Source organism: uncultured Clostridium sp., assembly GCF_934754915.1.
Taxonomy (GTDB): Bacteria; Bacillota; Clostridia; order Clostridiales; family Clostridiaceae; genus Clostridium.
In genome coordinates, this window is the sequence record NZ_CAKVKB010000099.1 from 1 (window position 1) to 12,768 (window position 12,768).

11 protein-coding genes are annotated in these 12,768 nt (G+C 28.8%); 1 reads left to right on the plus strand and 10 read right to left on the minus strand.

Going from position 1 to position 12,768, the window contains the following annotated elements; genetic code table 11:
- Positions 1–44 precede the first annotated feature (44 nt).
- The 8 genes from Q0F58_RS13500 to Q0F58_RS13535 all read right to left on the minus strand — a co-directional run bounded on the left by Q0F58_RS13500 (position 45) and on the right by Q0F58_RS13535 (position 10,743).
- A complete protein-coding gene (locus Q0F58_RS13500; RefSeq protein WP_294377476.1) occupies positions 45–1,145 on the minus strand; it encodes an NlpC/P60 family protein in 1,101 nt (366 codons plus the stop codon).
- Between the two features lie 429 nt (positions 1,146–1,574).
- The gene (locus Q0F58_RS13505; protein WP_294377478.1) at positions 1,575–2,666 is read right to left on the minus strand and encodes a ribose-phosphate pyrophosphokinase; all 1,092 of its coding nucleotides are present in this window, start codon (positions 2,664–2,666) and stop codon (positions 1,575–1,577) included.
- Between the two features lie 184 nt (positions 2,667–2,850).
- Positions 2,851–4,605: a DEAD/DEAH box helicase gene (locus Q0F58_RS13510; protein WP_294377480.1), complete on the minus strand. Its 1,755-nt coding sequence runs from the start codon at positions 4,603–4,605 to the stop codon at positions 2,851–2,853.
- Positions 4,606–4,952: 347 nt separating this feature from the next.
- Entirely contained in the window at positions 4,953–5,339 is a 387-nt protein-coding gene (locus Q0F58_RS13515; RefSeq protein WP_294377482.1) for a hypothetical protein, read from the minus strand.
- Between the two features lie 167 nt (positions 5,340–5,506).
- The gene (locus tag Q0F58_RS13520; protein WP_294377484.1) at positions 5,507–6,424 is read right to left on the minus strand and encodes a SufD family Fe-S cluster assembly protein; all 918 of its coding nucleotides are present in this window, start codon (positions 6,422–6,424) and stop codon (positions 5,507–5,509) included.
- Between the two features lie 2 nt (positions 6,425–6,426).
- On the minus strand, positions 6,427–7,143 hold the full coding sequence (locus tag Q0F58_RS13525) for an ABC transporter ATP-binding protein (protein WP_294377486.1): 717 nt from the start codon (positions 7,141–7,143) through the stop codon (positions 6,427–6,429).
- 421 nt (positions 7,144–7,564) lie between these two features.
- Positions 7,565–8,788: a peptidase T gene (pepT, locus tag Q0F58_RS13530; protein ID WP_294377488.1), complete on the minus strand. Its 1,224-nt coding sequence runs from the start codon at positions 8,786–8,788 to the stop codon at positions 7,565–7,567.
- Between the two features lie 230 nt (positions 8,789–9,018).
- The gene (locus Q0F58_RS13535; protein WP_294377491.1) at positions 9,019–10,743 is read right to left on the minus strand and encodes a FapA family protein; all 1,725 of its coding nucleotides are present in this window, start codon (positions 10,741–10,743) and stop codon (positions 9,019–9,021) included.
- A gap of 310 nt (positions 10,744–11,053) precedes the next feature.
- Between Q0F58_RS13535 and Q0F58_RS13540 the strand changes: the two genes are divergently transcribed.
- Positions 11,054–11,842 (plus strand): Cof-type HAD-IIB family hydrolase, encoded by a 789-nt coding sequence (locus Q0F58_RS13540; RefSeq protein WP_294377493.1) that lies wholly within the window; start codon positions 11,054–11,056, stop codon positions 11,840–11,842.
- A gap of 45 nt (positions 11,843–11,887) precedes the next feature.
- On the opposite strand, the gene Q0F58_RS13545 is transcribed toward Q0F58_RS13540, so the two are convergent.
- Both Q0F58_RS13545 and Q0F58_RS13550 read right to left on the minus strand, forming a co-directional pair.
- The gene (locus tag Q0F58_RS13545; protein ID WP_294377495.1) at positions 11,888–12,040 is read right to left on the minus strand and encodes a FeoB-associated Cys-rich membrane protein; all 153 of its coding nucleotides are present in this window, start codon (positions 12,038–12,040) and stop codon (positions 11,888–11,890) included.
- Positions 12,041–12,099: 59 nt separating this feature from the next.
- A partial coding sequence (locus Q0F58_RS13550; RefSeq protein WP_294377497.1) for a nucleoside recognition domain-containing protein occupies positions 12,100–12,768 on the minus strand: 669 nt, incomplete at its 5' end.

Genomic DNA, 12,768 nt, shown 5'->3' on the forward strand with positions numbered 1-12,768 from the left:
AATTTATCAATTTATGATATGGTTAGTGATTTTATAGTAAATTTTTAATTTATATCATTGCTATTTATCTCGTTATCTGGTTCTAGTACTCTTCCAGCATACTTCATATTTGATGTAGAAAGCTGGCTTATCTTAACAACATCCCCAGTATGAGGCGCATGTATATACATATCATTTCCAACATACATTCCAACATGAGTTGCATCTGAAGCTTTATTGAACACAAGGTCTCCTGGTTTTATTTCTGACATTGAAATCTTCTTTGCAAAACTCTGCTGTTCCTGAGATACTCTAGGTATTGATATTCCTTCTGATGCAAACACATACTGCATAAGTCCAGAGCAATCAAATCCGGCAGGTGTTGTTCCTCCCCATAAGTACGGTATTCCAAGATACTTTTCTGCTTCAAGAATAAGTGTTTTTGCTTCTTCTGAAATATCACTTGGAAGTGTTACTGGAATTATATTGCTTGTACTTAAATCAAGAAGAGCACTATTTTCTTTTATATAATTTATAAGTTTTTCTTTGTCTTCTTCTAATTTCTTTATTTCATTTTCAACATATTCCTTACTTTTTTCAAGATCCTTCTGTTCCTTTTCTATATTTTCCTGTATTTCATAAAGATTATCTTTTGCCTCTTTTGCCTCTTTTATAAGTTTTTTATCACTTTCGCATATCTTTGATATAAGGTGTAGTTTATTTACAGCATCTACTACATCTTCAGATGATAAAAGAGCTTCAATATATTTTAATGGTGTTGCTTCAATGCCTCCATTTTTCTGAATTGTATTCAGTCTCTTTGCAAGTTCAGAATCTTTTCTTTCAATATCTGATTCTGCAAGTTCTATCTTTGCCTTATTATCTTCTATTTCATTTTCCTTATTAAGAAGCTGTTCTTTTAATTCATTAAGCTTCTGCATTTTATACTCAATCTTACTATCATATTCTTGTATGTTTTGAATAATCTTGCTAATGGATTGCTGATCTACCGACTCTACATTTTCTGATATTCCATTATTTTCTAACACTTCAGTCTCTGCTGCTGTTGTATCATTTGGTGCTGCAAAAACAGTTAGTCCACTAGTTGTTGTCATACATGTAATAGCTATTGCGGCTACTAGTGTCTGTATTTTTCTACTCTTCATATTAATCTCCTTCAGCCTCATTGACCCCCTACATTGTGGAATCTCCATCCATAAAATGCAATTCCACTTTTCAATGAATATTTCTTTACATATTTCCATTATAAACATAGTCCCTTTTTCAAGTCAATAACGGATGTATTATATATTTATTAAGAAAAAATTAACTTTCATAATATATTTTTGTAAAATAATTATAAATATAGCACTATTAATGACATTTTACACCTATCTATGTAAATATTCAAATTTACATATTCAACAACTCATAAACTAAATAAAATTTTACTCCTGTATACTTTTCAAAAATTATACATATATCATTTAACAATATAATATTCTATATAAACAAAAATTTATAATTTCTTGTACTAGAACAAAAAAGCTGTTTTGGAACCTAAAATTCCAAAACAGCACAAATACTAAATATAATTATTCATTTAATAAATCATGAATTATTCTTGTTGCATCCATATATTTAGCTATAGATTTTCCATAGTTCAATCTGTTGATTATTCTTGCACAAAGTTCAGAAATATCAACTGCATGGAACCAAGGAGCATCATTTAATTCTGGTGAAATATATGTTAAGTTAGAACAATATATTCTGCTTATAACTCCATCTTCATAGAATTTATTGAATTTATCAAGTCCTTCTGTAAAGAATCCAAATGTAGCTGCAACATATACATTTCTAGCTTTTCTCTTCTTTAATTCTTGAGCTATATCAATAACTGATTCTCCTGATGCAATCATATCATCAACTATTAATACATCTTTATCTTCTACACTTCTTCCTACATATTCATGCTGAACTATAGGATTCTTGCCATTTACTATTGTAGAATGGTCTCTTCTCTTATAGAATAATCCAACATCTACTCCTAATGCACCAGCATAATAAATGGCTCTATCCATAGCCCCAGTATCAGGACTAATAACAAGTAATTTTTCTTTGTCTAACTCTAAGCTACTTTCAGTAGATACAAGAGCTTTTACCATATCATATGTTGGATATACATTTTCAAATGATAATAATGGAATTGCATTTTGTATATTAGGATCGTGAACGTCAAATGTAATTATTTCATCTACACCTAATCTTTCTAATTCTTGAAGTGCTAATGCGCAGTCAAGAGATTCTCTTCCTTTTCTGCGGTGTTGTCTTGATTCATATAAAAGTGGCATAATTACTGTAATTCTAGCAGCTTTACCTCTTATAGCAGCAACAGTTCTCTTTATATCTTGGAAATGTTCATCTGGACCTTTATGAGTCTCTTTTCCAAACATTTTATATGTACAGCTGTGATTTCCAACATCACATAGTATGTATATGTCTCTTCCTCTTACTGTCTCAGAAATCTTTACCTTTCCTTCCCCATTTGAAAATCTTATTTCATCAAGAGGAATTAAGAATGAATCACTACATTCTCTCTTTTTTTGAATATACTTGTCTATAGCACTTCCAAGTTCTCTGCAGCTTTCTAATGCTATAATTCCAAGTTCATGATTTAATTCAGTCATTGGTCGCTCTCCTTTGGATTATTTTAATATAATTAATATATTTAAACCATTAATATATCTTTAATCATTAATAGTATATACTAAAAAACAAAATTTTTAAATATCATTTTAACTTTTTTGGTCAATTTGATGATAATTTTTTTCATTTCAAACAAATTGAAATGCTTATCGAAGCAGCAGAACTTTATATTCTTAGAAGAATTTCATTTATTTCTTCACTAACTGCTATTCTTTCATCATACACCCACTGTACATCAAATTTCAAATTGAATATTTTTGAAAAAGAATAATACATATTTATCTTTTGATAATATATTTCAAGTTCATCAAGATTCCCACTATAACATTGAGGAATAAATAACTCATCCTGTTTATTTACAAACAATTCATCAACATAATCAAGAAACATTTCCATAAGTTCATCTCTTGACACATCAAAAGGTACTTTAAGAAGATCCCACTGAACTTCCTCTGAAAGTTTATATTTCTTTATTTTATCAAGTATATATATATATTCACTTACATCCATTTTTGTATAATATTCAATCTTTTCTTTTCTAGTACTCCATAAAGCCAGCTTTTCATTCAATGGTAAATTTTTTATTGTAAGAATAATTTCTGAAGGACCTATTACAGCTTTTTTTATAGGTACATCTTCTTTCTCTATTTTAGTTTTAACGATATGAGCATTTCCTCCTGCTGCTGCAACGTATCCAACATCATATATTCCAATTCTTCCAGCTCTTCCTGCAATTTGTTTAACCTCTTGCGATGTAAGTTCACGGACCTCTTCACCATCAAATTTTCTTATGCTCATAAATATAATTCTTTGAATAGGCAGATTTACACCCATTCCTATTGCATCAGTTGTCACAAGTACTTTTGTTTCTTTGCTTACAAATTGTTCATATTGCATTTTTCTCACTTCTGGAGGAAGATCACCATAAATTATAGAACATTTTATTCCTCGTTCTGAGTATTCTTGTGCAATTTCAAGAACTCTTTTTTTTGAGAAAACAACTATTGCATCTCCTTCCCTAACATCATTATAACTAAAATTTTTATCTTCTATAATAAGAGGCATAGATCTTTTGTATTCTATAATTTCATATTCATCCTGACAATCTTCAATCATATTTATCAAAATTTCCTTTGCATTCAAAGCTCCACATATATGTATTTCATCACACTGAAGGCCAAGTACTGATTTGCTCCATGCTATACCTCTAAAAGGATCACTTATCATCTGTATTTCATCTATTACAGCAATATCATAATGTTCCCTTAAATTCACTCTTTCAATAGTACATGAAATATGTGTCGAACCAGGATTAATTATTTCCTCTTCTCCTGTAAGAAGATCACATTTTACACCTTCATTATTCAATTTTTCATAGTTTTCCAAAGCCAGTATCCTTAAAGGTGAAAGATATACTCCTTTTGAAGCTGTTTTAAGTCTTTCAAGAGCTGTATATGTCTTTCCTGTATTTGTGTCTCCAAGATGTATATAAAATTTTCTTTTCATTGTTCTTGCTTGCCTATATTCATCTTTAGGATTGTCTGGAAAGGCTTTTTCAAATTCTTTTCCAATAAGACTTGGAATATGCATTTTTGTAAGCACTGTCATTATTCCTGAATTTACAAATACATTGTAATTCCCACGTACAATTTCATAAAAATCAAATTCTGTATTGTTTTTCCTATTATACTCATCAATAATTCTTTTAGACACATATTCTAGAAGTTCTTCATATCTTTCTACCACTATATCGTAATCCTTTAAATCAATTTGAAGCTCATTTAAATGCCTTAACTTCTTTCTAATAGAACTTTCATGTTCTATTAGTGCTCCAGGTTTAGAATGTTCTATTATTTCTTCAATTTGATTTATCTGGCTTTTATACTTTTTAAATTCCCTTATGGCTGCATTATTTTTCAAATCTGCACCTCCGCCCTTTCCTATCAGTTATATTATTATCTATATTTCTATTTATATTACCCTGTTTATTTATTTTTAAATTATTTTCTATGAATACTTAAAATTTTTTTAATTGATTCATTTTTTTATTTCCATTAATCTTTTAATTATATTTAAATTTTCAATTCACACTTTATCAATCATATTTTATCATCATACTATAAATAAATAAAATAAATTTACCATTTATAAACATAAATTAACACTATTTTTACACAATACAAATACAATAAAAAGCCACCACAACTTTCCTCAAAACTTTGTGGCAGCTTTTCATTGCACTTAATGTTAAAATTCTGCAAAAATGATTATTCAGCTATAAAATCTGCTATTATAGATTTATCAAAATCCTCAAATTCATACTCGTTAAGCTTGTCCTTGCGAACCCATTGAGCTTCATCATATGATTTATCTAAAACAAATCTACCTTTAATTCCACCCATATAAACTCGTACACCCTCATCTAACTCTTCATTTACTAAAAAATCTTTATAAGGTTCTAAATCGAATATAATAGTTTTTAAAATCTTATTACTAGCTTTATTTAAGCATTTTTCATCACTTTCTTTTCCCCTAACATTTTGTGTAAGAAGTGACCATTTTCCGATTTGTCCTCTTTTAACTTTCTTTTTAAAAATAAGAACATTGTCAAAATCATCCTTAATTATTAACGTGCAAGCAGTACATTTCATCATTACATTCTCCTTAGTTCTGCATATTAAAAGATTTCTCAACCTTTTAATAAATTATAACTTATTTTTTAATTTTTTTAAATAGAATTATGAAATTTTGTACTCATGTAATTGAATTTGGTCATTTCCATCCCAAAAAATTACAATTGAATTTTAACGTGCAAAAAATACTATTTTAAAAACCCATTTACAATCTGTGTTTCAGCTTCTTGCTCCGTAAGTCCTAAAGTCATGAGTTTTATAAGCTGTTCTCCGGCAATCTTTCCTATTGCAGCTTCATGAATAAGACTTGCATCAATATTATTTGCTGTTATTTCTGGAATTGCTTTTACACATCCATTATCCATAATTATTGCATCACACTCAGTATGACCAGCACATTTATTGTTTCCATTTACCTTAGATCTAAATATTTGTTTTGAATTATCCTTTGCAACTGATCTTGAAATAACATTCGTACTTGAATTTTCTCCATTTAAATCAACTTCAAATTCAGTTTCTGCAAACTGATTTCCATGAGTCAGTATCTTTTCTTTTATTACAAGAGTAGCATCATTTTTAAGCTTAGCTTTTGTAACCCTTTTGGTTGAATCCACACCTTTTATCTGCGTAGTTTCCATTTCCATATATCCACCGTCTTCTATATTTACAATAGTCTGTGGGTTTAATATTCTTTCTCCAGTACCTTCTCCTTCTCCATAATGTTTTTCAATATACCTTACTTTTGCATTTTTTCCTATATAAAATGTATGAATACCATCATGTTCAGATTTTTTATCACCGCCATTATGAATCCCACATCCAGCAACTATAGTCACATCAGCATTTTCTCCAATGTGAAAATCATTATATACAAGTTCACTCATTCCACTCTGGCTTAATATAACTGGAATATGTACACTTTCATTCTTAGTATTTTCCTTTATAAAAATATCTATTCCACTTTTATCACTTTTAGGCACTATATCTATATTAGCAGTTGTATTTCTTAGAGCTACAGCTCCATCAATTCTTATATTAAAAGCACCTTCTGGAATGCTATGTAAATCCGAAACTTCTTTAAGCAAATTTTTTTGTATATCATCCATGACTATTCTTCTCCTTTATAAAATCTACAATTTCCTGCTGCTGTTAAAAGACCAGGAAGTATTTCTTCCTTGCTACCATGAGATTTTATTTTTCCATTTTCTATAAGTACAATCTCATCTGCAATATTAAGTATTCTTTCCTGATGAGATATTATTACTATAGATCCATTTATGTCTCTCCTCATTTTTTCAAATACACTTATCATATTGTTAAAACTCCAAATATCAATTCCTGCTTCAGGTTCATCAAACAATGATAATTTTGTTCCCCTTGCAATAATTGTAGCAATTTCAATTCTCTTAAGTTCTCCTCCTGATAAACTGCCATTGACTTCCCTGTCTATATATTCTTTTGCACACAATCCTACTTCTCGAAGATATACGCATGCTTCCTTTTTTGTAATCTTTTTTCCTGCTGCAAGAGTTATAAGATCATTTACTGTTATTCCTTTAAATCTTACAGGCTGCTGAAATGCAAAACTTATTCCTTTATTTGCTCTTTCTGTAATACTCAGATCTGTTATATCTTCTCCATTAAATATTATCTGGCCTTTAGTTGGAGTTTTAATTCCTGTTATTATTTTTGCAAGTGTAGACTTTCCCCCACCATTTGGTCCTGTAATAGCAATAAATTTAGAATCATCAATTGTAAGATTTACATCCTTTAATATTTCTTTATCATTTTCTACTGTAAAGCATATGTTTTTTAATTCTAACATATTTTCCCTTGCTGTCATAATTTATATGCAGAGTAATAATTAAGTTCTCTCATATCATATAATTAATCATATAAATGTTAACAGCATGCTCCTTTCTAAGTTTGACTATTTTTATTTACACATTATAGCATATATTTACATAAATATCATTATTGTAATTTTTATGAACACAAAACAAATTATTTTATTCTACATGACTTTTCTATTAAAATTATGTTTACAATTTATCATATACATGTAAAAATATCTCAAAAATTTCATCATTCGTTATAAATTGTTAATATATATATCAGAAATTTTTCTGACATAATTAAAATGGCTATTAATAAATGCTCTGCTTTTTCTGTATACATACAGATTTTCACATCCTGCACTGCAATTAACAGCCATTTCATTTTCATATTTAAATTATTAAGTCATTCTATTCTTCTTCAGCATATTTCTTTAATATAGTTATTATTATATCTGTGGCTATATCCATTCCTTCAACGCTTATATGCTCAAATTCTCCATGATATGCAAATCCTCCTGTTCCTAAATTTGGACATGGAAGTCCCATATAACTTAGTGTTGCTCCATCAGTTCCTCCTCTTATTGGTTCAATCACAGGCTCAATGCCGAGTTCCTTTATTGATTCCACTGCATTATCTATAAGATGAAAACATGGTTTTATTTGTTCAATCATATTTCTGTATTGTTCTTTTATTGTAACTTTTACTGTTCCTTCTCCATATTTCTCATTCAATAGTTTTTCAGCAAGTTTTATAGTATCTTTTTTTGCATTAAACTTTTCGGAATCATGATCTCTTATTATATACTCTGCTACAGCATTATCAGTATTTCCATTCAACTTTTCAAGATAATAAAATCCTTCATACCCCTCTGTATATTCAGGTCGTTCGCATGCAGGAAGCATTGAATTGAATTCAATTGCAACATTAAGGGCATTTATCATTGTATTCTTTGCACTTCCAGGATGCACAGAAACACCATTTATACACACTTTAGCCATTGCCGCATTAAAGTTTTCATAAGATATTTCTCCTTCAATTCCACCATCTATTGTATATGCAAAATCAGCGCCAAATTTTTTTACATCAAAAAGATGTGCACCAAGTCCAACTTCTTCATCTGGTGTAAAACCTATACATATTTTCCCATGAGGAATGTTTTCTTTTAATATTCGCTCACATGCTGTTAGTATTTCAGCTATTCCAGCCTTATCATCAGCTCCAAGAAGAGTAGTACCATCAGTTGTTATAAGTGTTCTTCCTTTTAATTTTTTCAAATGTGGAAATCTCTTTGGAGAAAGTACACTATTATTACCTTTAAGAATTATATCTTCTCCATCATAATTTTCTATTACCTGAGGTTTTACATTTTCTCCACATGCAGCTGGTGCTGTATCAATATGTGCAATAAGACCTATTGCTTTTTTGTCTTCATATCCTTTACTTGCTGAAATCTGCCCATATACATAACAATTTTCATCACATACAACATTTTCTATTCCTAGTTCTTTCATTTCCTTTACAAGAATCTTTGCAAGATTAAATTGTCTTGCTGTAGTTGGATGACTTTCAGATCTTTCATCTGATGTTGTATAAACTTTAACATAATTTAATAATCTTTCATATGCTTTCATTAGTAATTCTCCTCTTTTCTGACTGTTATATTATGTCTATGCTGCCAGATTAAAATCACATTCAAAATTTATCTTATACATGTAAAAGTTAAATGCAAAAGATACTTGCAGCAATATATTTTCTAATAATTAAAAAAAATTATATTTTGATTTTATTTCTATTATGTACTTATTTCTTATATGTTAATTAATATAATATCTACACTTAATAAACTCTTTAATTTTTATGATTACAATCCAGAATAAGCAATTTTTATTTCATGAATATTTGAATCATAATATACATTTATATTTTCCATATCCTTTTCTAAAGTAATATGTTTTTTACCAAAACAAAATGTTGTATTTTTATATGCACCTGTTGCTGTAATTCTTCCAGAAAGAGGAACATTTAAAATTGTACTTATACTTGCTGTACTTCCAATAATGCCAGCACTTATATTTCCTCCTGCCGTAAGAATTCCTCCTCTTGCAACAGAATCTCTTTGAGTAAACATAATATCTTTCATTGCATTAAGTTTTGATGTATATTCACCTTTGCCATTTATTATTATATTCCCAGTAGATTTTATTTCGCAATCCTGACAGTATCCAATCCTCACATCAAGAGGAACTATTATATTTTTATCATAAAACTCAATTTCATTCTCTACTATATCAATAAACCGTTTTAATTCAGTAATTGATTTCAATTTTAATATATTATATCCTAAAATATAATCTTTTATATAATTAACAAGTTTATTATGTTTTATTCTATTTTTTATGTTCATTGTTACAATATTAAATGCAACTTTTTGAAAATTTGAGAACCTGGCTTCTGTAAGCGACTTAATAAGCTCTCCAAAATTTAGATTTTCATTTCCTCTATTTGTATTTTCCGCAATACTTATTAATTCAGAGAGCATTTCCTTAAAATCCATAAGTACTTTTGAATATTCTTTTTTTTCAACATCTATCTGACCTGATAATATATTTGACTTTATGGCATTTCCAAGAATCGTTACAGCACCTGCTGTAACATTTGCTGTATTTACATTCTTGCTTACATCAAGAGAACCGCCTGCATTTACAGACATATGATCATTTACACTGTCATACACCTCAATATCTCCGGAAAATTTCAAATTACATGTTTCCATATTTACATTTTCAACAGAGAAAACTCTGTTGACGCTTATTGTATTATTAGCAATATGTGCTTTTCCATCAATAAGGGCAATTATATTATTATTTTCCAGCTTACATCCGTTTTTTACGTTTATAGGAAGAGTTCTTGCATATTCACGCTCACAAACCTTGCCAAAAACATCCATTCCATTTTTTCCCGGAATACCAGGAATTATTTCTGCTATTCTATCTCCTGCATATACATTTGCAATTCTAAAAATATTCTTATAATCAACTTTTTCATCTGACTCAGGATCTGGGAGCTCCATTTGAGTAGGAGTAAAATTAAGTTCAAGCTGATCTGGTACATCATCTACTGCTTCTATTCCTTCTGCAATAAGGACTTCTTCGCCAGTTCCCTGCGCAGCATATTCAAGTTTATCTTCTTTTATTCCATAGACAATACCTTTAGCATTTAATTCTTTTTTTAATTCATCAGCTAAAAAATAAGGTGGCTCTATAGAATTTCCTTTTTCAGCTGCAATAGCAAGATTAAGAAAGCTTTCTCTATCCTTAAGCTTATATTGTATTTCAGGTACATACGATATTTTTACATAAGCCTTCATTTTATCTTCTGATAAAGCTATATCCACTAACCTTTTTCCTTCAGTTTTTTCACATTCACACTCTATTTTATCCTTTGATGTAACTTCATATATTTTAAATGTCTCACAATCAATATCATTTATCTTCATCTTTATGTTCTTCCCACATTTTATAGTGACTTTTTCATCACCATCAGTGACTATCACTTTTCCTTGATAGACTCTTGCCCCAGCTTCCATGTTTTTCTCTCCTAATAAATTAATCATATTAATTTTATCATGTTTACTACATTATACCAGTATTTTCATATATTCGTACAGTCCTTTTTATATTTGTTTTTTAAATTATCATATTGGTTTTTATTAAATTCTTCTTTGATTTAACTCCTTTTGAATTGTATAATATATATCAATAATAAATATTTATTTGAACATATACTCTAATTAACAATGAAAAGTGAAATCTTTTTAAGATTTTGTCATTATTATTATGTATTTTCATTATTGCAAAATATATATTCATATTTAACTTAGAAAAAGGAGAAAAGCAATGGCAAAAAGCATACTATTTTTTGATATTGATGGTACACTTTTAAGTGAAACTACACATACTATCCCTAAGAGCACTAAAGCAGCATTAAAAAAAGCAAGAGAAAATGGTCATCTTCTCTTTATAAATACAGGAAGAGCTTTTTCAAATATAGATGATATAATAAAGGATTTAAACTTTGATGGATATGTGTGTGGATGTGGAACATATATAGAATTCAAAAACAAAGAATTATTTTCAAAAACATTTGATAATACATTCACAAAAGAACTTGTAAAAAATATAAGAGAATGCAAATTAGATGGAATAATTGAAAGCAAAACAGCAACTTATTATGATGATTTTATTTATGGTCCTGAAGTAAAAAAAATTAAAGAGAATCATATTCCAGCTAAAGGTCAGATTATAAAAACATTTGATGATAACGAAATGGATTGTGATAAATTTGTAATATGGTACAATAAAAACAGTGATTTTCAAAAATTTCATAATATATACAAAAACGACTTTGATTTTATACATAGGGATGTGAATTTTTATGAAATAGTTCCAAAAGGATTCTCAAAGGCTTCTGGAATTGAATTTTTGATAAAAGAATTAAATATATCTTATGAAAATACATATGCATTTGGAGATAGTACAAATGATCTTTCAATGCTTAAATATGTAAAAAACAGTGTAGCAATGGGCAACAGCAATCCAATCCTATTTGATTTTGTTTCATACATTACAGATGATATTGAAAAAGATGGCATATATAATGCACTTAAACATTTTAAACTCATATAAAATTATATCCATATCATTTTTTAAACAAAATGATATGGATATTTATTATCTTTCATCACTCTTTTCATGACATTTGGTTTCTGTTCTACATTTTGAACAATTTCCATTGCATTTTCCTTGTGATGAATTCTTTAATGATTTTCCTATTATATATACTGCAAATATCACTATTACTAAAGTAATAATCAATTCTATCACATTATCATCTCCATAACATAACAGTAATAAACTCAAAATATACAATTTGAGCAACTCTTCTATAGTATAAACACCCTTCCAATATTAAATACAATAAACGCTGCAATCCATGCTACAAAAAGCTGAAAAATTACTGATACTAAAGTGAATTTTGCTCCATATTCCTTCTTTATAGTTCCTAATACAGAAATACATGGTGTATAAAGAAGCACAAATACCAAAAATGAATATGCAGAAAGATTTGAAAAATGCATTGGAAGTACTGTATTTAAATCTCCTGAAAATATTATTTCCATTGAAGCTAAAACAGATTCTTTTGCAAGAAGTCCTGAAAGCAATGATACTGCGCTCTGCCAGTTTCCAAATCCTAAAGGTGCAAATATTGGAGCAATAATATTTCCAATCCATGCTAAAACACTGTCATTTACTTCTTCAACCATTCCATTAATATTAAAATTTGATAAAAACCATATTATAACACTCATAGCAAAAATAACTGTACCAGCCTTTTTCAAAAATCCAGCAGCTTTATCTGCTGTAGCCTTATACACTGATTTAAATGTAGGCATTTTATATTCAGGTACTTCAAGTATGAACGGTTCCTCATCCTTTTTAAAATATGTATTTTTTAACAGCATTCCCATTAAAAAAGCCATAAGAATTCCACCAGCATAAAGCGAACCGACAACAAGTCCTCTATGACTTTCAAAAAATACAGAAGCAAACAC